At 74.3% G+C, this 23055-nt stretch carries 15 protein-coding genes and 1 pseudogene; 11 read left to right on the forward strand and 5 right to left on the reverse strand.

What is annotated here, in order from left to right; translation table 11 throughout:
* Window positions 1-1159 precede the first annotated feature (1159 nt).
* The gene (gene gndA, locus ACFQ9Z_RS10765; protein WP_383014122.1) at window positions 1160-2599 is read right to left on the reverse strand and encodes an NADP-dependent phosphogluconate dehydrogenase; all 1440 of its coding nucleotides are present in this window, start codon (window positions 2597-2599) and stop codon (window positions 1160-1162) included.
* 272 nt (window positions 2600-2871) lie between these two features.
* On the opposite strand from gndA, the gene ACFQ9Z_RS10770 reads away from it, so the two are divergent.
* Window positions 2872-4122: a transglycosylase family protein gene (locus ACFQ9Z_RS10770; protein WP_383014125.1), complete on the forward strand. Its 1251-nt coding sequence runs from the start codon at window positions 2872-2874 to the stop codon at window positions 4120-4122.
* On the opposite strand, the gene ACFQ9Z_RS10775 is transcribed toward ACFQ9Z_RS10770, so the two are convergent.
* Entirely contained in the window at window positions 4112-5287 is a 1176-nt protein-coding gene (locus tag ACFQ9Z_RS10775; RefSeq protein WP_383014128.1) for a DMT family transporter, read from the reverse strand. The two genes, ACFQ9Z_RS10770 and ACFQ9Z_RS10775, sit on opposite strands and share 11 nt — an antisense overlap.
* A 231-nt stretch (window positions 5288-5518) precedes the next feature.
* On the opposite strand from ACFQ9Z_RS10775, the gene ACFQ9Z_RS10780 reads away from it, so the two are divergent.
* From ACFQ9Z_RS10780 to ACFQ9Z_RS10810, 7 genes are all read left to right on the forward strand, one after another.
* The gene (locus ACFQ9Z_RS10780) at window positions 5519-6274 is read left to right on the forward strand and encodes a (2Fe-2S)-binding protein (protein WP_383014478.1); all 756 of its coding nucleotides are present in this window, start codon (window positions 5519-5521) and stop codon (window positions 6272-6274) included.
* Window positions 6275-6315: 41 nt separating this feature from the next.
* Window positions 6316-7467: a glycogen synthase gene (gene glgA, locus ACFQ9Z_RS10785; RefSeq protein WP_383014131.1), complete on the forward strand. Its 1152-nt coding sequence runs from the start codon at window positions 6316-6318 to the stop codon at window positions 7465-7467.
* A gap of 50 nt (window positions 7468-7517) precedes the next feature.
* Window positions 7518-8738, forward strand: coding sequence for a glucose-1-phosphate adenylyltransferase (gene glgC / locus ACFQ9Z_RS10790; RefSeq protein WP_383014134.1), 1221 nt, complete (start codon window positions 7518-7520; stop codon window positions 8736-8738).
* Window positions 8739-8862: 124 nt separating this feature from the next.
* A complete protein-coding gene (locus ACFQ9Z_RS10795) occupies window positions 8863-11184 on the forward strand; it encodes a GH92 family glycosyl hydrolase (RefSeq protein WP_383014138.1) in 2322 nt (773 codons plus the stop codon).
* 158 nt (window positions 11185-11342) lie between these two features.
* A complete protein-coding gene (locus ACFQ9Z_RS10800) occupies window positions 11343-12686 on the forward strand; it encodes a wax ester/triacylglycerol synthase family O-acyltransferase (RefSeq protein ID WP_383014141.1) in 1344 nt (447 codons plus the stop codon).
* Between the two features lie 388 nt (window positions 12687-13074).
* On the forward strand, window positions 13075-14604 hold the full coding sequence (locus tag ACFQ9Z_RS10805) for an SDR family NAD(P)-dependent oxidoreductase (protein WP_383014144.1): 1530 nt from the start codon (window positions 13075-13077) through the stop codon (window positions 14602-14604).
* A gap of 375 nt (window positions 14605-14979) precedes the next feature.
* On the forward strand, window positions 14980-15153 hold the full coding sequence (locus ACFQ9Z_RS10810; protein ID WP_383014147.1) for a hypothetical protein: 174 nt from the start codon (window positions 14980-14982) through the stop codon (window positions 15151-15153).
* A 131-nt stretch (window positions 15154-15284) separates the two neighbouring features.
* On the opposite strand, the gene ACFQ9Z_RS10815 is transcribed toward ACFQ9Z_RS10810, so the two are convergent.
* Window positions 15285-16637: an amidase gene (locus tag ACFQ9Z_RS10815; RefSeq protein WP_383014150.1), complete on the reverse strand. Its 1353-nt coding sequence runs from the start codon at window positions 16635-16637 to the stop codon at window positions 15285-15287.
* A gap of 225 nt (window positions 16638-16862) precedes the next feature.
* Between ACFQ9Z_RS10815 and nadE the strand changes: the two genes are divergently transcribed.
* On the forward strand, window positions 16863-17699 hold the full coding sequence (gene nadE, locus ACFQ9Z_RS10820) for an ammonia-dependent NAD(+) synthetase (protein ID WP_383014153.1): 837 nt from the start codon (window positions 16863-16865) through the stop codon (window positions 17697-17699).
* A gap of 15 nt (window positions 17700-17714) precedes the next feature.
* On the opposite strand, the pseudogene ACFQ9Z_RS10825 reads toward nadE, so the two are convergent.
* Together ACFQ9Z_RS10825 and ACFQ9Z_RS10830 are read right to left on the reverse strand one after the other, a co-directional pair.
* A pseudogene (locus ACFQ9Z_RS10825) lies at window positions 17715-18250 on the reverse strand (substrate-binding domain-containing protein); the annotation flags it as partial.
* A 138-nt stretch (window positions 18251-18388) separates the two neighbouring features.
* The gene (locus tag ACFQ9Z_RS10830) at window positions 18389-19810 is read right to left on the reverse strand and encodes a lipase maturation factor family protein (RefSeq protein ID WP_383014156.1); all 1422 of its coding nucleotides are present in this window, start codon (window positions 19808-19810) and stop codon (window positions 18389-18391) included.
* 167 nt (window positions 19811-19977) lie between these two features.
* On the opposite strand from ACFQ9Z_RS10830, the gene ACFQ9Z_RS10835 reads away from it, so the two are divergent.
* Entirely contained in the window at window positions 19978-22077 is a 2100-nt protein-coding gene (locus ACFQ9Z_RS10835; protein WP_383014159.1) for a SpoIIE family protein phosphatase, read from the forward strand.
* A 40-nt stretch (window positions 22078-22117) separates the two neighbouring features.
* Window positions 22118-22981: an Fpg/Nei family DNA glycosylase gene (locus ACFQ9Z_RS10840; protein ID WP_383014162.1), complete on the forward strand. Its 864-nt coding sequence runs from the start codon at window positions 22118-22120 to the stop codon at window positions 22979-22981.
* The last annotated feature ends 74 nt before the right edge of the window (window positions 22982-23055 follow it).

Here is a 23055-nt window from a genome sequence, read left to right on the forward strand (position 1 = left end):
GTGCTGCCGAGCACTGAGTGCGGGGCGTGGCCAGGGCTGCGGTCGGCACGGGGCCCCGGCCGCCCTCGTCACGGTGCGGGCTGCCGGGCGTCGAGCCGTGCCGCCGGGCTGCCGCCGACGCAGTGGCGGCAGAGGCCGTCGCACACCGGGGGCGCCCGACGCCTCCACCTGGGCGTGTCACGTGTCGCCGTCGGGTGAGTGGCCGGGCGGGGCCCGGGTAGGCGGGGAGTAGTCAAGAGGCGACGACGTTCAGCGACCGCCGGAGGCCAGCCATGACGAGTCCGCATCCCGACCCCGTACCGCCCGGCCCGACTCCGGGTCCGGGTCCGGCGCCGGGGCCCACCCCGCCGGATCCCTACCCGAGCCCGGTCCCGCCCCCGGCCCCGGGGCCCGAGCCGACGCCGCCGGCCCCGGGTCCCGAACCGACACCGCCTCCCGCGCCGCCGGCCCCCGGCCCGCCGGAGCCCTCACCGTCCCCGATCCCCCCGGGCCCTGATCCGACCCCCAGCCCGGAACCGGGTCCGCCGCTGACCACCGGGACCTGAAGGGGCCGAGGGCCAAGGCCAGGTTCCGCCCCGGCCTCGCCTCCACCGCGGCCAGCCGCTGACGATGAGGGGTCTGGCGGGGCCGAGGGCCAAGCGCGGGCCCCGAGCCGACTCCCGGCCGCCGGAGCACTTACCTTCCCCGACGCCCCAGGCCCGGACCGGGGCCCTCAGCCCGGGCCCCGGTCCGCCGCTGACGACCGGAACCTGAAGAAGGAACCGAGGGCCAAGCCCCGGTCCGGAGTCGACTCTCGCGGCCCTGTGCCCGTCCGGAGCCGACTCTCGCGGCCCTGTGCCGGTCCGGAAGCGACCCTGGCCGCCCCGTCCCGTCCCGGAGTCGACTCTCGCGGCCCTGTGCCCGTCCGGAGCCGACTCTCGCGGCCCTGTGCCGGTCCGGAAGCGACCCTGGCCGCCCCGTCCCGTCCCGGAGTCGACTCTCGCGGCCCCGTCCCGGTCCGGAGCCGACCCTCCCGGCCCCGGCCCCGCCCCTCAGCCCGTACCCCGGTCAGCGGCCACCGACCGGCGGCCACCGACCGGAGGCCGGAAAGGCCTGAGGCCCAGGGAGCTGCGCGGGTGGACGGTGTGCCCATGCCGGAGACGCCGCCCCCCGCGGAGCGCTACGCGCGGACCTCCGACCGGTCCCCGCCCCACAGCGTGTGGAAGGACCCGTCCCGGTCCACCCGGCGATAGGTGTGCGCCCCGAAGAAGTCCCGCTGCGCCTGCGTCAGGGCCGCCGGCAGGCGCTCCGCGCGCAGGGCGTCGTAGTAGGCGAGTGCCGCCGCGAAGCCGGGTGTCGGCACGCCCTGCCGGGTGGCCGCGATGATCACCTCGCGCCAGTCGTCCTGCGCCTCGGCGATCTCCTGCGCGAACGTCTCGTCCGACAGCAGGCTGGGCAGGTCCGGCCGGGCGTCGTACGCGGCGCGGATGCGGTCCAGGAAGGCCGCCCGGATGATGCAGCCGCCGCGCCAGATCGCCGAGACCGCGCCCAGGTCGATGTCCCAGTGGTACTCCTCGCTGCCCGCCGCAATCTCGTGGAAGCCCTGCGTGTACGACACGATCTTGGACGCGTACAGCGCCTGCTCCACCCGGTCGGCGAAGGCGGCGGCCTCCGCCTCGCCGAGCGGCGCCGGCTTCGGTCCGGCCAGCCCCCGGGACGCCTCGCGCAGCGCCGCGTGACCGGACAGGGAGCGCGCGAACACCGCCTCGGCGATGCCCGACACCGGCACGCCCAGGTCCAGCGCGATCTGCACCGTCCAGCGGCCGGTGCCCTTCTGCTCGGCCTGGTCCACGACCACGTCCACGAACGGCTTCCCGGTGGCCGCGTCCACGTGGGACAGCACCTCGGCGGTGATCTCGATCAGGTACGAGTCCAGGCGCCCGGTGTTCCAGGTGCGGAAGATCTCCGCGATCTGCGCGGGGGAGTACCCGGCGACGTCGCGCAGCAGCTGGTAGGCCTCGCCGATGAGCTGCATGTCGGCGTACTCGATGCCGTTGTGCACCATCTTCACGAAGTGACCGGCGCCGTCCGGGCCGACGTGCGTCACACAGGGCGCCCCGTCCTTCGCCTTGGCGGCGATCTTCTCCAGCATCGGGCCGAGGGAGTCGTAGGACTCCTTCGGGCCGCCCGGCATGATGCTCGGCCCGTGCAGCGCGCCCTCCTCGCCGCCGGAGACGCCCATGCCCACGAAGTGGATGCCCTGCTCGCGCAGCGCCTTCTCCCGGCGGCGGGTGTCCGCGAAGTGCGCGTTGCCACCGTCGATGATCATGTCACCGGGCTCCAGCAGCGGCGCGAACTCCTCGATCACCGCGTCCGTGGGCCCGCCGGCCTTCACCATGACGACCAGCCGGCGCGGACGCTCCAGCGCCGCGACGAAATCCTTGGCGGTCTCGGCCGCGATGAAGTCGCCCTCGTGACCGAACTCCTCCACCAGCGCGTGCGTCCGCGACGCCGTACGGTTGTGCACGGCGACCGTGTAGCCGTTGCGCGCGAAGTTCCGGGCGAGGTTGCGGCCCATGACCGCGAGCCCGGTGACGCCGATCTGCGCTGAAGTGCTCATACCGCCTGCTCCCTAGCTGCCTCGTGACTGCGGCTCCGTCGGTGCGGACCCTCGCCCATCCTGACGCGCCGCCACGGCGAGCGCACATCCGACCCGCCACGCTTGTTTACGCACGGAACGCGCCGGTCGGCTCACCGTGGCCACAGGTACCGCCAAGGAAGGTTCCTTACCGGCCACTTGCGGCGGACAGGAGGCCGATTTCCCGTCTTGTCATGGCCTGTTCGTGGCGCTTACTTTTGCCGCTCCTGACGCATGCCGAGGGGATTTCGGACATGGCCGTACGCGGCCGGCATCGCCGGTACCAGCCGAACAGGATCAACCGCGCCTCACTGACCGTCACGGCGGGCGGCGCCGGACTCGCGATCCCGCTGGTCGCCGCGGGCACCGCCGACGCGGCCGACGCGGCGACCTGGAACAAGGTCGCCGCCTGCGAGTCCAGCGGGGACTGGCACATCAACACCGGTAACGGCTACTACGGCGGGCTGCAGTTCACCCAGTCCACCTGGGAGGCCTACGGCGGCGCCCGGTACGCGCCGCGCGCCGACCTCGCCACCCCGGACCAGCAGATGGCCGTCGCCGAACACGTCCTCGACGGCCAGGGGCCCGGGGCGTGGCCGGCGTGCTCGGTACGGGCCGGCCTGAGCCGGGGCGGCGCCGCTCCGGACGTGCACACCGACGGCGCCGCGAGCCGGCCGGCCAGGACCGGTCCCAAGCGGGACGTGCGGGACGTGAAGCCGCAGACGACCCCGCAGTCCCGGGCGGGCCGGGCCGAGATGTACACCGTGGTGCGGGGCGACACGCTGTCCGGCATCGCGGGCGAGCAGCACGTCCGGGGCGGCTGGCGGCAGCTCTACGAGGGCAACCGGGCCGTCATCGGCTCCGACCCCGACCTCATCCTGCCGGGCCAGCGGCTCGGCCTGCGCGCCACCGCGTCCCCGGCCTCCGGCACCCGGCCGCACACCGACACCGCGTCCAAGTCGAAGTCCCCGAAGAAGAAGGAGCCTTCGAGGAAGAGACCCGCGGAGAAGAAGCCCGCGGAGAGACCCGCGGAGAAGAAGGGCCACTCGGGCCGGACCGGGCACGCGGAGCACAGGACGCATCCGGCGCCGTCCGGCGGACACTCGTTCACCGCCCCGGTGCACGCGGGCATCGGCACCGGCTACCACGTTGCCGGGTCGCACTGGTCGAAGGGCTACCACACGGGCGTCGACTTCCTGGTGCCGACCGGTACCAGCGTCGAGGCGGCGGGGGCCGGACAGGTGGTGTCCGCGGGCTGGGGCGGCTCCTACGGCTACCAGGTGGTGATCCGGCACGCGGGCGGGCACTACACCCAGTACGCCCACCTGTCGGCGATCTCCGTGCGGGCCGGGCAGAGCGTCGCCACGGGCCAGCGCATCGGCCGGTCGGGGTCCACCGGGAACGTCACGGGCCCGCACCTGCACTTCGAGGTGCGGACCGGGCCCGGCTTCGGCTCCGACATCGACCCGATCGCCTTCCTCCGGGCCGGCGGCGTCAGGATCTGACCCGCGCCCGGTGTGCGTTCAGCACGGACGGCGGGGCGTAGATGTTCGCGCACAGCGGGACGTACGGCGTGTCGTCCCAGGCGGCGCCGAGGGCGTCGCCGGGCACCCGTACGTCCCCCGGCACCCGTACGTCCTCCGGGACGGCCGGTGCCAAGTCGCCCTCGGGCAGGCCCGCGTCAGCGGAGCGCGCCGGGGCGGGGCCCGCCGGAACCGGGTTCGCCCGGGCCGGGCCGGTCCGGGCCGAGCCCTCCGGGTTCGAGCGGACGGGTCCCTCCCGCGTCGGGCCCTTGCGCTCCGGGCCCGTCTCCGCCGGCCCGGCCCCGGCCGCGGCGGGCGTGCGCTCGAGCCGCTCGGTGGTGAGGAGGATCAGGCCGCCCGCGGTCACCGCCGCGCAGCCGAGCGCCAGCACGGTGCCCGCACTGCCGTGCCGGAACGTCTCGCCGAACATCAGGACGCCGACCGCCGCCGCCAGCACCGGATTGACCACGGTGGCCGTGGCCAGCGGGGCGGCGAGGCCGCCGCCCCGGTAGGAGGCCTGGGAGAGCATGACGCCGGCCGTCGCGAACGCGCCGATCACCGCGAGGGAGGGCAGGTCGCCGAGGTCGATCCCGTGGCTCCAGTCGACCGCGACGGTCTTGGTGAACACCGACGACATGCCGAACGCCGTGCCGGAGGCGGTGGCGAGCAGCACGCTGCGCACGGCGGGGTGCCGGTGCACGGCCAGGCCCGCGCAGGTCAGCGCCGTGACCGCCCCGCCGGTGACCAGCGCGACGGCCACCCGCTCGGCCGGGCCGAGGGACTGCGCGTCGGCCGAACCGACCAGGGACAGCAGGCCCGCGAGGCCCACGGTGGCCATGACCGCGCCCCGCCAGGCGGCCGCCCCGGCCCTGCGGCCGACGAACAGCGCCGCCATGGGCAGGGCGAAGACGATGGTCAGCGCGCCCAGCGGCTGCACCAGGCTGAGCGGGCCGCAGGCCAGCGCCACGACGTGCAGCACGCCGCCGAGGCCGTTCAGCGCCAGCGCCGCCCACCAGCCGGCCCGGCGCAGCGGCACGTACGACCCGTCGGGGCACGACACCGCGACCTGCTCCTGCACGATGGCCCCGCCCGCGTAGGCGACGGCGGAGACGAACGACAGCAGCACGGACAGCGCGAGGGCGCTCATCTGCGGCTCCTTCGCGCGGGGCGGGCCCCCTGGGCCCGGCGCGGCGTACGGTCGGCGGTCATGGCGAACACTCTGCCCGCCCGGGCCCGTTCCCGTCGTCGTCCCTGAGCACGCAATGGGTCATACTGCCGATGGAGTACACCTGCGCCCCGATCATCCCCGAGACGGGTGCGAGCGGGCGGCGGACCCCGGTTCCGCGGCGGCGTCCGGGGGTTGGTAGTAGTGCTGTCCGTGGACCTCGACCCCGAACTCGCCGCGCTCCGCCCGCTGGGCGGCTTCTTCGTGCTGCGCACCGCCGCGGCCCCGGCCGGGCCGGCGCCCGAAGGCCTCGCGACCCTCGCGGAGACGTACGCGGCCACGGCGCCGGAGGCCCGACACGACGCGCTGGCGCTCCGGGTCGCGACCGTCGCCGGCCGGCTGCGCGCCCCTGAGCCGCGGGTTTCCGCCTCCATCAGCCAGCAGGGGCTCGCCGCCCGGCTGTGGTCCGTGGCCCTGGGCTGCGCCGCGCTGTACGGCCGGCTGCCCGGCCTCGACCCCCGGCTGCTGCGCTGGGACCCGGCCGCCGCGGCCCCGGACGACCTGTGGCTGACCGAGGTGCGCCCGCTGCCCGGGGACGCCGCCACGCTCGCGGACACCGTGCTGCACGGCCATCTGGAACCCCTAGGGGTGGCCCTGAGGACCCGTTACGGGATCGCGGCCGGACTGCTGCGGGGCAACGCCGGCTCCGCGCTCGCCGGCGCGGCGCGGGAACTGGACCGCTGGGCCCGCGCCAACGGCCGTACCGACGTGGCGCAGCGGGCCCGCGTCCTCACCGACGGTCTCTTCGCCCATCCGCTGCTGCGCGGCACCGGCACCGTCACCGGCACGGCGACGGCGTTCCGCCGCCGCAGCTGCTGCCTGTACTACCGGGTGCCCGGGGGCGGAGTCTGCGGCGACTGCTGCTTCACCCGGCCGCCGCGCTCTTCCCCGCGCGCCGCATCTGGGTGACCATGAAGGGCAACGTACGGACGAGACCTGGGGGTTGTCGGGTGCGAGTGGGACTGCTGACCCGGGAGTACCCCCCGGACGTGTACGGCGGCGCGGGCGTCCATGTGGAGTTCCTGGCCCGTGAACTGGCCGCGCTGGTGGACCTGGAGGTGCACTGCTGGGGCGAGGGGCGCGCAGCGGGCGTCGTGCGCCACCGCCCCTGGTCCGCGCTGGACGGCGCCAACGACGCGCTGCGCACCTTCTCCGTGGACCTCTCCATCGCCGCCGCCCTGGAGGGCCGCGAACTCGTCCACTCCCACACCTGGTACGCCAATCTCGCCGGGCACCTCGCCAAGCTCCAGTACGGCGTCCCGCACGTGGTGACCGCCCACTCGCTGGAGCCCCTGCGCCCCTGGAAAGCCGAGCAGCTGGGCGGCGGGTACGCGCTGTCGAGCTGGACCGAGCGCACCGCGATCGAGGCGGCCGACGCGGTGATCGCCGTGTCCGGGGCGATGCGCGAGGACATCCTCGCCTGCTACCCGGCCCTCGACCCGGACCGGGTGCACATCGTGCACAACGGCATCGACACCGCCCTCTACCGCCCGGACCCCGGCATCGACGCCCTGCTCCGGCACGGCGTCGACCCCACCCGCCCGTACGTGCTGTTCGTCGGCCGGATCACCCGGCAGAAGGGCGTGCCGCATCTGCTGCGCGCGGTGCGGGACATCGACCCCGGCACCCAGGTGGTGCTGTGCGCGGGCGCGCCCGACACCCCGGAGATCGACCGGGAGTTCCGCGAGCTGTACGAGGAGCTGAGCCGGGTCCGTGCCGGCGTGCTCTGGATACCGCAGATGCTGCCCCGCCCGGAGGTGATCCAGCTCCTCACCCGGGCCGCCGTGTTCGTCTGCCCCTCGGTGTACGAACCGCTCGGCATCGTCAACCTGGAGGCGATGGCCTGCGGTACGCCGGTCGTGGCCTCCCGGGTCGGCGGCATCCCGGAGGTCGTGGACGACGGGCACACCGGCCTGCTGGTCGACGTCGACGACGACTTCGAGGCGAACCTCGCCCGGGCGCTGGACACCGTGCTCGGCGATCCGGCGGCCGCCGGCCGGATGGGGGAGGCCGGACGGCTGCGCGCAACGGGCGAGTTCGGCTGGGACGCGGTGGCCCGGCGGACCGCCGGACTCTACGCGGAGATCCTCAAGCAGGCTTAGTCCGGCCCGCTCGGGGCATCCATGTGGAACCAGGGGTGAGGGGAGCCGTCATGCGTCGTGGTGGGCCTTCGGTACTCGGCATCGTGCTGGCGGGCGGGGAGGGCAAGCGCCTGATGCCGCTCACCGCCGACCGCGCCAAACCAGCGGTCACCTTCGGCGGCACCTACCGGCTCGTCGACTTCGTCCTGTCCAACCTCGTCAACGCCGACGTGCTGCGCATCTGCGTGCTGACCCAGTACAAGTCGCACTCGCTCGACCGGCACATCACCACCACCTGGCGGATGTCCAGCCTGCTGGGCAACTACGTCACGCCGGTCCCCGCCCAGCAGCGGCTCGGCCCGCGCTGGTACCTGGGCAGCGCCGACGCCATCCTGCAGTCGCTGAACCTCGTGTACGACGAACAGCCCGAGTACGTGGCCGTGTTCGGCGCCGACCACGTCTACCGGATGGACCCGCGGCAGATGCTCCGCCAGCACATCGAGGGCGGCGCGGGCGTGACGGTGGCCGGTATCCGGGTGCCGCGCTCGGAGTCCTCCTCCTTCGGGGTGATCACACCTGGCTCGGACGGCCGCACCGTGGAGCGCTTCCTGGAGAAGCCGGCCGACCCGCCCGGCCTCACCGACGACCCCGAGTGCGTGTTCGCCTCGATGGGCAACTACGTCTTCACCACCAAGGCCCTCATCGAGGCGCTGCAGCGGGACGCGGACGACAGCCAGTCCGTGCACGACATGGGCGGCTCGATCCTGCCCCAGCTCACCGCCCGCGGGGAGGCGCAGCTCTACGACTTCAGCCAGAACCACGTCCCCGGCGAGACCACCCGGGACCAGGGCTACTGGCGGGACGTCGGCACGCTCGACGCCTACTACGAGGCGCACATGGACCTGATAGCCGAGCGCCCCGCCTTCAACCTGTACAACCGTCAGTGGCCCATCTACACGCACTCCTACCAGCTCTCCCCGGCGCGGTTCAACGCGGGCGGCATCGCGAGCGAGTCCATCATCAGCGCCGGCTGCCTGATCCGCGGTCAGGTCACCCGCTCCGTGCTGTCGCCGGGGGTACGGGTCGATCCGGGCGCCGTCGTCCAGGGCTCGGTGCTCCACGACAACGTGCGCATCGGCCGGGGCGCGGTGGTGCGCGGCGCCGTGCTCGACAAGAACGTCGAGGTCCCGCCCGGCGCGACGATCGGCGTCAACCCCGAGCGGGACGCGGAGCTGTACACCGTCTCCAAGGGCGGTGTGATCGCCCTGGGCAAGGGGCAGCGGGTCGACTGACCGGCGCCCCGCCGGAACGCGTCGTCGCGACGCGTTGAGCATCACCCTCCTGGAATGCCCGGGTTCGCCTCGTTCGCCCGCCACGATGCAGGCAGCGATGTCGAACCATCGGAGGTCATCCGACATGAGAGGGACCCGGCGCACACGGCTGTGCCTGGCCGGGGTGATGGCAGCGTCCACGCTGATCGCCACCCCCGCCGCACGGGCCGCCGAGCGGACCGACGGCCACCTCACCGACCTGGTCAACCCCTTCATCGGGAGCCAGGACGAGGGCAACACCTTCCCCGGCGCGGCCGTGCCCTTCGGCATGGTGCAGCTCTCCCCGGACACCGGGCACAACACCGGCTACGACTACACGCAGAACCGGATCCGCGGCTTCTCGCTGGTCCACCTGTCCGGCGTCGGCTGCCGGATCGGCGGCGACCTGCCCGTGCTGCCCACCACCGGCGACGTCACGCGGACGGACTACGCCCAGTACGCCGCGGGGTTCCGCCACGCTGACGAGGACGCGAGCCCCGGCTACTACCGCGTCGGCCTCGACTCCGGCATCCGCGCCGAGCTGACCGCGACGGCGCGCACCGGAGTGCAGCGCTACACCTTCCCGGCCACCGGCCGGGCCAACGTGCTGCTGAACGCCGCCCAGGCGCTGCACCGGCCGGGCGGCAGCAAGGTGGAGATCCTCGACGACCGCACCGTGCGCACGGAGATCACCGGCCACGGCTTCTGCCGGGACACCGGCCCCTACACCGTCCACACGATCACCCGCTTCAGCCGCCCGTTCACCGCGTACGGCACCTGGGACGGACCGACGGTCACCGAGGGCGCCCGCACCGGCGGCGGCGGCGCCTTCGTCCGCTTCGACACGACTCGGGACCGTACCGTCGAGGCGACCACCGCCCTGTCGTACGTCGACGCGGACGGCGCGGCCGCCAACCTGCGGGCCGAGGGCGGCCGGTCCTTCGACACCGTGCGGCGCAGGGCCCGCGAGGAGTGGGAGCGGCGGCTCGCCACCGTCCGCGTCCGGGGCGGCGCGCCGGCGCTGCGCCGGACCTTCTACTCCTCGCTGTACCGCTCGTTCCTCGCGCCCAACGCCGGCAGCGACGCCGACGGCCGCTACCTCGGCTGGGACCGCCGCGTCCACCGCGCGCGGGGCTACACGTACTACCAGAACTGGTCGCTGTGGGACACCTACCGCACCCAGGCCCAGCTCCTCGCCCTGCTCGCGCCCCGTGAGGCCCGCGACATGGCCCGGTCGGTGGTGCAGGTGGACGAGGACGGCGGCTGGCTGCCCAAGTGGGGCTACGGGCCGGTCGAGACGAACGTGATGAGCGGCGACCCGGTCACCCCGTTCCTGACCACCGCGTACCAGACGGGACTGCTGAAGGGCTTCGAGGAGCGGGCCTACCGCGCGCTCAGGAAGAACGCCGACGGCGTGCCGCCCGCCGCCTATCCGGGCATCGGGCGTGAGGCCAACGCCGAGTACCTCGCGCACGGTTTCGCGCCCTACGTCTGGAACCGCCCGCTCGCCAAGATGGGCGACTCCGACTACCACCACGGCGCCTCCGTCACCCTCGAGTACGCCCTCGCCGACGCCGTGCTCGCCCAGATGGCCCGCGGCCTCGGGCACCGCGCGGACGCCGCCCGCTACGCCGCCCGCGCCCAGAACTACCGGACCCTCTTCGACCCCGCGACCGGCTTCTTCCGCCCCCGCGACGCCGCCGGCGCCTTCACCGGCACGTCCGACCCGGCCCGCGCGCCCGGCTTCCACGAGGGAACCGCCTGGCAGTATCAGTGGCTGGTGCCGCACGACCTGCCCGGCGTGGTCCGCCTGATCGGCGGCGAGCGCGCGGCCAACGACCGCCTGGACGGCTTCTTCGCCTACGACCGGCTGCTGGCCGACCCCGGGCGCACCGCCCGCGAGGTGTGGGTGCACGGCGACGCTTACGCCTACTACAACGCCGACAAGTACAACCCGATGAACGAGCCCGACCTCACCGCGCCCTACACGTACCTGTCGACCGGTCAGCCGTGGAAGACAACCGACGTGGTGCACGCGGCGCTGACCCTCTTCACCGACGGACCCACCGGCATGACCGGCAACGACGACCTGGGCACCATGTCCGCCTGGAACGTCCTGTCCTCCGTCGGACTCTTCCCGATCCAGCCCGGCTACGACACCTGGGGCCTGTCCACCCCGGTGTTCGACCGGGTCGACCTCACCCTCGACCGCCGCTTCTGGCCCGGCGGACGGCTCACCGTCACCGCCCCCGGCACCTCGGCCGCCGACCGGTACATCCAGGGCGTCCGCACGGACGGCGCCCCGCACGCGCGGACCTATCTGCGCACCGCCGCGCTGCGCTCCCTGCGCACGCTCGCGTTCACGGTCGGCCCGCGCCCGTCCGAGTGGGGTACGGCGCCCTCGGCCGCGCCCCCCGTACTGAAGTGACCGCGGCCGACCTCGGCTGTCTCGCGAGTCCCGCCCCTCCCGGCCGGGGCGGGACTTAATATGCCGTTAACTGTCTGTAGCGCGGTCGTACTTGACCGTAATCACCCCTCGGGGTTTCACTTCTGGTTTCACCCCTTCGTCGACGTGCGAGGCAAGCCTTGACCTCCGACCCGCTCGCTCCCCTCGACCTGGCCTTCTGGAACATCGAGTCGGAACGGCACCCGATGCACCTGGGCGCGCTCGGCGTGTTCGGCGCGCACTCGCCCACCGCGGGCGCGCACGCGGCCGACCTGCTGGCCGCCCGCGCCGCCGCCGTGCCGGGCCTGCGCATGCGCATCCGGGACACCTGGCAGCCGCTGGCGTTCGGCGGCGCCACCCGTGAGCCCGCCCCCGACTTCGACCCGCTGGACCACGTACGCCTGCACGCGCCGACCGCCGACTTCCACGCGGTCGCGGGCCGGCTGATGGAACGGCCGCTGGAGCGCGACCGCCCGCCGTGGGAGGCGCACGTGCTGCCCGGCGAGGACGGCGTCTCCTTCGCCGTGCTGTTCAAGTTCCACCACGCCCTCGCCGACGGCCTGCGCGCGCTGAAGCTGGCCGCCGGCGTGCTCGACCCGGTGGACCTGCCCGAACGCGCCCCGCGGGCCCTCGAGCCGCCGCGCGGCCCGCTCGCCGACGTCCTGTCCGACGTGCGCGCACTGCCCGGCCTGGTGCCCGGCCTGGTCCGGGGCGCGCTGTCCGACGTGGGCCGGGCCCTGGACATCGGCGCCTCGCTCGCCCGGTCCACCCTCGGCATGCGCCCCTCGTCCGCGCTGACCTCGGCGCCCAGCGGCACCCGCCGCACGGCCGGGGTCGTCCTCGACATCGACGACGTGCACCGGGTCCGCAAGAGCGCCGGGGGCACCGTGAACGACGTGCTCATCGCCGTCGTCGCCGGCGCGCTGCGCCGCTGGCTGGACGAGCGCGGCGAGAAGACCGAGGGAGTGGCGCCGCGTGCCCTCATCCCGGTCTCCCGGCGCCGTCCGCGCACCGCGCACCCACAGGGCAACCGGCTCTCCGGGTACCTGATACGGCTTCCGGTGGACGACCCCGATCCGCTGCGCCGGCTCGACGTCGTCCGTACCGCGATGGTCCGCAACAAGGACGCGGGGCCGAACCGGGGCGCCGGCGCGGTCGCGCTGCTCGCCGACCACGTGCCGGCCATCGGCCACCGGCTCGTCGGGCCGCTGGTCGGCCAGGCCGCGCGGCTGTGGTTCGACATCCTGGTCACCAGCGTGCCGCTGCCGGGGTTCGGGCTGCGGCTGGGCGGTCACGACCTGACGGAGGTGTATCCGCTGGCCCCGCTCGCCCCCGGGCAGTCGCTGGCGGTCGCCATCTCGACGTACCGCGGGCACGTCCACTACGGCCTCGTCGCCGACGCCCGGGCCGTGCCCGACCTGGACGTCTTCGCCCGCGCCGTCTCGGAGGAGGTGCGCGACCTGCTCGCGGTCTGCGAGCCCTGAGCCAAGGCCTCCGGCCGGGGCGCGGCCCGGTGCGGGGGCCGGCTGGGGCCGCGTCCCGGACGCGCGCCGGGCCCGCGGCCCTCCTCCCCTGGACGCGAGTGGGCCTCGGGGTCCCACCCCCGCCACCGCTCCGGTTCGCCTCGGGGCGGACCTGCAGCGGGGCCCGACGCGGTTTCTTCCCGGTCCGCCTCGCGGCCGGTGCGGGCGCGGGGGGATCAAGGCCGCCGGCGGGACGGGTGTCGTCGCAGCCCAGTGGGTTGGGTCGGTGACGGGGAGTGGGGGCCGGCGAAGCCATTTGGTCCTACGGTGGGCCGCTCCGTAAAATTCCCGCTTCGAAAGCGGGCGCGAGTCGGAGCGCTGCGCGGATGAGCAGGGAAGCGGCAGCGCGATGACGGTGACAGAGGACGGTTCCGTGTCCATGGAGGCAGCCATGGCCGTCCCCACGGACGCATCCATGGACGAGATGGTCCACGGACCGGGTATCGACCCCGAGCGGCTGGCCGTGTGCCTCAGCGTGCTGGAGGAGCTGGACCGCATCGACGTCGACCACCCCGACGCGATCGCGGTGCGCCGTGCCACCTCGCACATCTACCGCACGGTCAAGCAGCGCCGCCGCCAGGAGCGCCGGGCCGCCAAGACCGCGCACGACCGCGCGGTCACGGAGGCCACCGCCACCGGCTCCGCCGAGCGCATCGACGACGAGACCGAGGGCATCCTGCCCTCCTCCAAGATCGAGGAGGGCCGGGTCGCGGGGATCCTCCAGCGCCCGCGCTCCTGCTACGTCTGCAAGCAGCGCTACGTCGAGGTCGACTACTTCTACCACCAGCTCTGCCCGAAGTGCGCCGACGAGAACCGGGCCAAGCGGGACGCCCGCGCCGACCTCACCGGCAAGCGCGCCCTGCTCACCGGCGGCCGCGCCAAGATCGGCATGTACATCGCGCTGCGGCTGCTGCGGGACGGCGCGCACACGACCGTCACCACCCGCTTCCCCAAGGACGCCATCCGCCGGTTCAAGGCGATGGAGGACTCGGCGGACTGGCTGCACCGGCTGGAGGTCGTCGGCATCGACCTGCGTGACCCCGCGCAGGCCGTGGCCCTGGCCGAGCAGGTCGCCGAGGCGGGTCCGCTCGACATCCTGATCAACAACGCCACGCAGACCGTGCGCCGGCTGCCCTCCGCCTACGCCGCCCTGGTGGAGGGGGAGAGCGCGCCGCTGCCCGCCGGTGAACTGCCCTCCCACCACGTCATCGGCGCCTTCAACTCCGGCGCCGTCGACGGCATAGCCGCGCTGCCCGTCGGCATCAGCGGCCTGGACGCGCAGAAGGTCGCCGACCTCGCCCTCGTCGCGGGCAACGCCAGCGTCGCCCGCCACCTGGACGGCACCGCCATCGACGCGGGCGGCCTCGTCCCCGACGTGGTCGACACCAACACCTGGGTGCAGACCATCGAGCAGATCTCCCCGGTGGAGCTGCTGGAGACCCAGCTCTGCAACTACACGGCGCCGTTCATCCTCATCAGCAAGCTGCGCCCGGCGATGGCGGAGGCGGCGCGGCGGGCCGGCCGCGGCCGCGCCTACGTCGTCAACGTCTCCGCGATGGAGGGCGTCTTCAGTCGCGGCTACAAGGGCGCCGGGCACCCGAACACCAACGCCGCCAAGGCGGCCATGAACATGGTGACGCGGACCAGCGCCCAGGAGATGTTCGACACGGACGGCATCCTGATGACCGCCGTCGACACCGGCTGGATCACCGACGAGCGGCCGCACTACGACAAGCTGCGGCTGGCCGAGGCCGGCTTCCACGCGCCCCTGGACCTGGTCGACGGCGCCGCCCGGGTGTACGACCCGATCGTGCGCGGCGAGGCGGGCGAGGACCTGTACGGCGTCTTCATGAAGGACTACGCGCCCGGCAAGTGGTGAGCCGGCCCGCACCCCGGCGGACGAGGAGCCCACTCGGCCCGAAGGCGTGTTCGCCCGATGGGCCGAGTGGGTGATTCAGTCGGACCATCGGGTGATGCGATTTGTGGCGAACGGCTGCATTCTGAGACGCATCGGGGGGTCGGACGACTCACGATAGTTACACCTTGTTTGCACTCCCTATCGAGCGGCGGCCCGCTCATTTGGTTAATCTGGAGTCCGCGGACAGCAGTACAGGGTTCCACCCACACCCATCGTCCGTACCGGCGCCACCGCGTCCGAACTGGCCTTCCATCCAGACCCGAGCGGGCACGAGCGCCGGATAGCGCAGCTGTGCGGTATGCCCCGAGGGTGAGCCCGACACATAAGGAGTGCGCGGTGACACCGGAGACGACGAACCTCGACGAACGCACCAAGGAACGCGGCGAGCGCGCCGGACGGCGGCACGGCGAACTCGGCAGCCTCGACGTGTGGGCCCGGTCCGCCCCCATCCGCCTCGCGGGTTATGAGGAAGACCTCGCCGAACCCCACATCCTGCCCAGCGTGGACTGACCGCCGGGCCGAACCACCCGGACCACCCGAACCACCCGGACCACAGGGTCCCCCGTGGACATGGGCGTGACGAGTTCACGCCCATGCCGGGTTCCGCGGACCGGACCGCCGCATCACCCCGTACGGCCCGGTCAGGCCGGGTCCGGCAGGGGCGCCGTCCGGGTCCACGGGCGCAGGCTCTCCAGCTCCTCCGCCAGGGCCAGCAGGTCCGCCTCCCGCCCCGGCCGCGCCACCAGCTGCACGGCGCACGGGGCGCCGGACGGCAGCGCGCCGACGGGGACGGACATCGCCGGCCAGCCGGTCAGGTTCCACGGCGGGGTGAACGGCGAGTAGGCGGTGTTCGCCACGACGTTGCGCAGCCAGCCGCGCTCGTGCCAGGCGGCGGCCCGCGGGGAGCGGCGTGCGAGGGCCGGAGTCAGCAGCACGTCGTGCTCGGTGAGGAACGGGGTCAGCCGGGCGCGCAGGCGTTCGCGCTGGTCCCCGGTGCGCACCGACCCGACGAAGCGGCGGCCCACGGCCGCGTGCACCCGGGTCCGCCGGGCCAGCAGCGCCGGGTCGAGGGCCTCCGCGTCCACCGCCGTACCCGCCGTCCAGTGCCGCAGCGAGGTCACGGCGAGGGAGAGCGGATAGGGCGGCTCCGCGCGCCTGACCCGGTGTCCCGCCCCGGCCAGCGCCCCGGCCGCCTCCCGGACCGCGGCCGCGTACGGCCTGCTCACACTCACCCCGGCGAGCGGGCTGCGCAGGCCTACGGCGATCCTGAGCGGCGTCCGCCGCGCGGGCCGCGGGAACCCGGTGTCCGCGAGGACCGACAGCATCAGCCGCAGATCCGCGACCGTGGTGGCCAGCGGGCCGTTCTCCGACATGCCGAACCAGTCGCCGTTGCCGATCCCGGCCGGGACCACCCCGTGCCCGGGCTTCAGCGTGACCAGCCCGCAGTTGGCCGCCGGGATGCGCAGCGAGCCCATGCCGTCGTTGCCGAGCGCGAGCGGCACCAGGCCCGCGGCCACCGCGGCCGCGCTGCCGCCGGAGGAGCCGCCCGCCGTGCGGGTGAGGTCCCAGGGGTTGCGGGCGGTGCCGTGGACGCCCTCCGTGGTGCCGAAGACGCACAGCTCGGGCACGTTCGTCAGACCCACCACCACGGCCCCGGCCGCCCGCAGCCGGGCCACCGTCACATGGTCCTCGGCAGCCGGTTCGTCCGGCGTCGCGGCGGACCCGTCGCGGTGCGACTCGCCGCGCACCGCCAGGTTGTCCTTGACCGCGACCGGCACGCCGGCGAGCGGCAGCCCGGCCAGACCGGCCCGCGCCGCCACCTCGTCAGCCTCCGCCAGCGCCGCCTCGGCCCGCACGGTACGGAAGGCCCCGATCCGGGCGTCCAGCCGCTCGATCCGCGCGAGGTGCTCCGCCACCACCTGCCGCGGCGTGACGTCCTTGTCGCGAACGGCCGCGGCGATCTCGGCGGCGGTCCGGCCGACCCAGCTTGTCACGGGCACTCCCTGGTTACTCGTCGGTATGAATGAAGCGCGCAGGGAGAACTGTGCACGGTCGGGCGCAGCACGTCGAGAGGCGCGGCCGCCACGGACGCTTCGAACCGCGGTCGTTAAGCGGTCTTGGTACGGGAACCCGGAGGCGGAACCGGTCAGCGGCGCCCCCGCCGCGGACCGGCGTCCATGTGTCCCGACCCGTGCCAGAAACGCCAGCGAGGAGCGCCCATGACCGACCCGGCCGCCACTTCCTTCTCCCTGCAACGCGCGATCGCCCGCGAACTGCGGGTGAGCGAACACTTCGACGTGCGGCAGGAGACCGAGCGCCGGGTGGCCTTCCTGGCCGACCGGCTGACCGCCACCGATCTGTGCTCGCTCGTGCTGGGCATCAGCGGCGGTGTGGACTCGACGGCGGCGGGGCGGCTGTGCCAACTGGCCGTCGAACGGGCCCGCGCCGGGGGCCGGGAGGCGACGTTCTACGCGATGCGGCTGCCCTACGGCACCCAGGCCGACGAGCACGACGCGCAGGCGGCGCTCGACTTCATCCAGCCCGACAAGGTCCTCACCGTCGACGTGAAGGCCGCCTGCGACGCGGCGCTGGAGGCGCTGCTGGACGGCGGCGCCGTCTTCCGAGACCCCCACCACCGGGACTTCGTGCACGGCAACATCAAGGCCCGGCAGCGCATGATCGCCCAGTACGCGGTGGCGGGCGCGCACGCCGGCCTGGTCGTGGGCACGGACCAGGCGGCCGAGGCCGTCTCCGGCTTCTTCACCAAGTTCGGCGACGGCGCGGCCGACGTGGTGCCGCTCACCGGCCTGACCAAGCGGCGGGTACGGGCCCTCGCCCGGGAGATGGGCGCGCCGCCCGGGCTGGTCGGCAAGGTCCCCACCGCCGACCTGGAGAGCCTCAACCCGGGTGTCCCCGACGAGGAGGCGCTCGGCGTCACCTACGACGACATCGACGACTTCCTCGAGGGCAGGCCGGTCGACGAGGCCGCCTTCGCCGCCATCGTCCGCCGCTACCGCGACACGGAGCACAAGCGGCAGCCGCCGATCGCCCCCTGAGCGGGACCCGCCGGCTCAGAGGGCGATCGGGGACGGCGGGTCCGGGCGGGCGGCGGACGCCGCCCCGGTGCTGCCGCGCGAGGTGAGGCGGGGCACCGGCACGCCCACCGCCGTGCCCGCTCCCCGTCCAGCAGGGCCATCAGCTCCCGCGCGGCGGTCCGGCCGGACCCGGCGCTGCCGCGGGACAGCGCGGACAGCCGTGGCGTGACCATCCGGCACAGCGCCGAGTCCTCCCAGGACCCGACCGGCACGTCCCGCGGCCCGCAAAAGCCCGGGTCGGCCGCGGCGGCCGGACCCGCCACGGCCATCACGTCGTTGTCGTGGATCAGCGCGGTCGGCGGCGGTGACCAGCCGAGCACCCGGCGGGTCACCGCCGCGCCCTGCGCGTCGGAGCTGTCGGTGGTCACCGAGCTGACCCCGGTGAGGCCGCGCCGCCGCGCCTCGGCGGGCAGCGTGGCGATCCGGCGCCGGGTGTGCGCCAGGCCGGGCGGCCCCGCGACGCGCACGATCCGGCGGTGCCCCGGCGCGACCAGCTCGTCCACCACCGAGGCCGCGCCGGAGCCGCCATGACCGTCGACGCCCACCACCTCGTGCCGGGAAGTGACCCGGCGGCTCGCCCCGGCCGAGCGCACCGCCCCGTACGAGGGCACCGACCGCCGCGTCCACGGTCTGTGAGCCGGTCGCCGCGCCTAGGACCGCCCCGCCGCCCCCGCGAGCCGGGTGGGCGGCAGGTACTCGCGTACGAACGTCCGCTCCCAGCACGCCCCGGTCGCCCGCAGCTCCCGCCAGGTGGTGTAGCGGTAGCGGAAGAGGCGGGCCCGGACGAACCGGGGCGGGGTGTCCCGCGGGAAGGGCGAGCGGCGCAGCAGCCTCAGGGTGTCGCGGTCGTTCTCCAGCAGCCGCTCCACCAGCCCGCCGAACCAGTCGCCGGCGTAGCCCGGGGACAGCGCTGCGAACCACATCAGCCAGTCCAGGCGCAGGTGGTAGGGCGCGAAGGGGCGCGGCCAGTGCCGCGGGTCGCCCGGCTTGCCCTTGAACTCGTACTCCAGCCACCGCGAGTCCTCCCGCGGCGCGTCGTCCAGCGTGCCCTCGATCACCACCTCGTACCGGATCCGGCTGACGCTGCCGAACGCGCCGTAGGTGTTCACCAGGTGCAGCGGGTCGAAGGACCGGTTCATGACCTGGCGCCGGGAGACCATGTTCAGCACCGGGCGGTGGCTGAGGAACAGCAGCAGCGCGGCGACGGCCAGGACCAGCACCTCGTACCAGAGCGGGGCCGCGGGCACGGACGGCGCCGTCGCGGGCAGCCGCAGCGCGGACAGCGCCAGCACGATGGTGATCCAGTTCAGCCAGGCGAAGTTCCCGGACAGCACCAGCCACAACTGGGTGACGATCATCAGCGCGGCCGCGGCCGAGGCGACCGGCTGCGGGGTGAACAGCAGGAACGGCACCGCGAGCTGGGTCAGGTGGTTGGCGGCCACCTCCGCGCGGTGCAGCGGCTTCGGCAGGTGGTGGAAGAACCAGCTCAGCGGGCCGGGCATCGGCTGGGTCTCGTGGTGGTAGTCCAGGCAGGTCAGCTTGCGCCAGCACGCGTCGCCCCGCAGCTTGATCAGCCCGGCCCCGAACTCCACCCGGAACAGGATCCAGCGCAGCAGGAACAGCACGACCACGGGCGGCGCGACCTCGTCGTTGCCGAGGAAGGCCGCCAGGAAGCCGGTCTCCAGCAGCAGCGACTCCCAGCCGAAGGAGTACCAGGTCTGCCCCACGTTGACGATCGACAGGTACAGCGCCCACGGCACCAGCCACAGCAGGATGCCGCCCCACAGCGGCAGAGCCGAGTCCACCCCGGCGAGCAGGGCCGCCGACACCGCGCAGCCCGCCCAGGCGACCGCCGCGAAGAAGCGGTCGGAGTAGTGCAGGTGGAACAGGCTGGGCGCCCGCCGGAAGGGCACCCGCGCGGTGAAGCGGGGGACCGGCAGCATGCCGCGCTCGCCCAGCAGGGCCCGGAACTGCAGGGCGGTCACCAGGAACGCGACCAGGTAGACACCGGCGAGCGCGCGCTGGAGGACCAGCCGGCTCAGCCAGTAGTCGGGTGCGGTGAACCAGTCCACAACTGTGCTCCTGCCAGGGTCGTGGCCACCGCGACGAGGGTGCCCAGTGGCGCGGGAAGGGCCCGTGACACCGTGTACCGCACGCCTCCGCCTGCGTAACACGGCCGGGTGCGGCGGGCCGCGCACGCCCGCTCGAAGAATCATGCAAATGCTGGCAAGGTGGGCGCATGGCTGATCGGGGAGCGAGCGCCCCGTCCCTCCCGGAGGACTGGCCCGCCCACCCGGACCCGGTCCTGGCGCTCAACAACATGGGCAGCTTCGACTGGGACCTGGACACCGGTCTGTTCAGCATGGACGCCCAGGCGCACGAGGTCTTCGACATGCGCCCCGACGAGTACGACGGCAATCCCGGGACGCTCTCCGTGCGGGTGCCGCCCGCCGAGGCGCACCGGCTGGACACGCTGGTGGCCCTGGCCATCAAGGAAGGCCGGGAGAACTACGGCGCGTACTTCCGCCTCCGACGCCGTGACGGCAGCCTGCGCTGGACCCACACCCAGGGCTTCATACGGCGGGACGAGACCGGCCGCCCGCGCCGCATCATCGGGATCGTCCGGGACGCCACCGCGGAACTGGTGGAGAGCGAGAGCGCGGGCAGCCTCGACTCCGCCGCGCCGGACGCCGCCCGGCGCGACCAGACCGACGTCGTCCAGATCGCCACCGCCGCCCTCGCCCACGCCCGCACCGTCCAGGACGTCATCGACGTCGTCACCGACACCCACGGCCTGACCCTGCTCGGCTCCAGGAGCATGGTCCTCGGGCTGGTCGAGGCGGGCCGCATCCGGCTGGTCGCGGAGGGCCCCGCGGGCAGCTTCGTGCCCGGCACCCGGGTCACCCGCACGGACGAGCCCTACCCGATGAGCGAGGCGGTGCGGACCCTCAGCCCGTGCTTCATCGAGTCACCGGAGGAGTTCGCCGAGCGCTTCCCGACGCTGTGGTCGCACATCACCGGCCTGCGGATCACCTCCGCCGCCTACCTGCCGCTGATCGCCCAGGCCCGCCCGATCGGCGCGATGGGCCTGCTCTACGACGACCGGCGCGGCTTCTCCCCGCAGGAGCGCAACGTGCTCGTCGCGCTCGGCAGCAGCATCGCGCAGAGCCTGCAGCGGGCCATGCTCTACGAGCAGGAGAAGGACCTCGCCCAGGGCCTGCAGCAGGCCATGCTGCCCCGCACCATCCCCAGCGTGCCCGGCGCCGACGTGGCCGTCCGCTATCGAGCCGCCGCCGTCGGCGGCGCCCTCGGCCGGGACATCGGCGGCGACTGGTACGACCTGATCCCGCTGCCCGGGGGCCGGGTCGGCGCGGTGATCGGCGACGTCCAGGGCCACGACACGCACGCTGCCGCCGTGATGGGCCAGCTCCGGATCGTGCTGCGCGCCTACGCCGCCGAGGGCCACACCCCGGCCACCGTCATGGCCCGTGCCTCCGTCTTCCTGCGCGACCTCGACACCGACCGCTTCGCCACCTGCCTGTACGCCGAGGCCGACCTGTCCACCGGCGTCGTCCAGGTGGTCCGCGCCGGGCACATCGACCCGCTGGTCCGGTACGCCGACGGGACCTGCCGCCGCGTCCCGGTGGAGGGCGGCCTGCCGCTCGGGCTGTCCGCCGAGTTCGGCCGGCTGGAGTACCCCGTCTGCACCCTCGAACTCGACCCGTGCGACACCCTGCTGCTGTGCACCGACGGGCTCGTCGAGCAGCCCGGCGTCGATCTCGACGACGGCGTGCGCGCCCTGACCGCCCTCATCGCCGAGGGCCCCGAGGACGTGCGCGCGCTCGCCAACCGGCTGATAGCGGCGGCCGAGGCACGCGGCGGCGACGACGACGTGGCCCTGCTCCTGCTGCGCCGCCGCGCCCCGGAGGCCCGGCGGACCGGCGGCCGGTTCCAGCAGCACGTGGCGCCCGGCGACCCCGAGGCGCTCAGCCAGGCCCGGCACCTGATCCGCGCCGCCGTCCGGGGCTGGGGCGCACGGGAGCGGGCCGACGACATCGAGCTGGTCGCCGACGAACTGATCACCAACGCCCTCATGCACACCGAGGGCGCCGCGATCGTCACCCTCCGGGCCCTGGATGGCAGCGACCGGCGGCTGCGGGTCGAGGTGGAGGACTCCTCCAGCGCCCTGCCGCGCCGCCGCGACGCGGGGGAGGACGGCGTCTCCGGCCGCGGGCTGCTCCTGGTCGACCGGCTCGCCGACGTGTGGGGTGTGGAGGCGCGCGGCGGCGGCAAGGCCGTGTGGGGCGAGTTCCGGGTGCCGCGGCGGCCGGCCGCCTGACCGGTGTGGCGCCGCGGACGCCGGATGGCACCCTGGAACCATGCCGGAACTGCCCGAGGTAGAAGCGCTGAAGGACTTCCTCACCGAGCACCTGGTCGGCCGCCGGGTGGTGCGGGTGCTCCCGGTCGCCGTCAGCGTCCTGAAGACGTACGAGCCCCCGGTCACCGCGATCGAGGGCAGCGAGGTCACGGCCGTGCGGCGGTACGGCAAGTTCCTCGATCTGGCCACGGGCGACGGGCTGCACCTGGTGACCCACCTGGCCCGCGCCGGCTGGCTGCAGTGGCGGGACCGGCTGCCCGACGGCCCGCCCCGGCCGGGCAAGGGCCCGCTCGCGCTGCGCGTCGCGCTGGAGACGGGCGAGGGCTTCGACCTCACCGAGGCCGGCACCCAGAAACGCCTCGCGGTCTACGTCGTGCACGATCCGGAGGAGGTCCCGGGCCTCGCCCGGCTCGGCCCCGACCCGCTTGCCCCGGACTTCGACGCCGGCCGGCTCGCAGCCCTGCTGAAGGACGAGAGACGGCAGCTCAAGGGCGCGCTGCGCGACCAGTCCCTGATCGCGGGCGTGGGCAACGCCTACAGCGACGAGATCCTGCACGCCGCCAGGATGTCCCCGTTCAAGCTCGCCGCGTCCCTGACCCCGCAGGAGATCCGGCGGCTCCACGAGGCCCTGCGCGGCACCCTCGCCGAGGCGGTCGAGCGCTCGCGCGGCATCGCCGCCGGACGGCTGAAAGCGGAGAAGAGGAGCGGTCTGCGGGTGCACGGCCGCACCGGCGAGCCCTGTCCGGTCTGCGGCGACACCATCCGCGAGGTGTCCTTCAGCGACTCCTCGCTCCAGTACTGCCCGACCTGCCAGACGGGCGGCAAGCCGCTGGCCGACCGCAGGCTCTCCCGGCTGCTGAAGTGAGACCCGCCCGGCCCGCCCGGCCCGCCCGGCGGAACGGCACGCGCGGCCGTCGCGGTCGGCGTGCGCCCGGCGGC

The organism is Streptomyces sp. NPDC056580, from assembly GCF_042793175.1.
Taxonomy (GTDB): domain Bacteria; phylum Actinomycetota; class Actinomycetes; order Streptomycetales; family Streptomycetaceae; genus Streptomyces.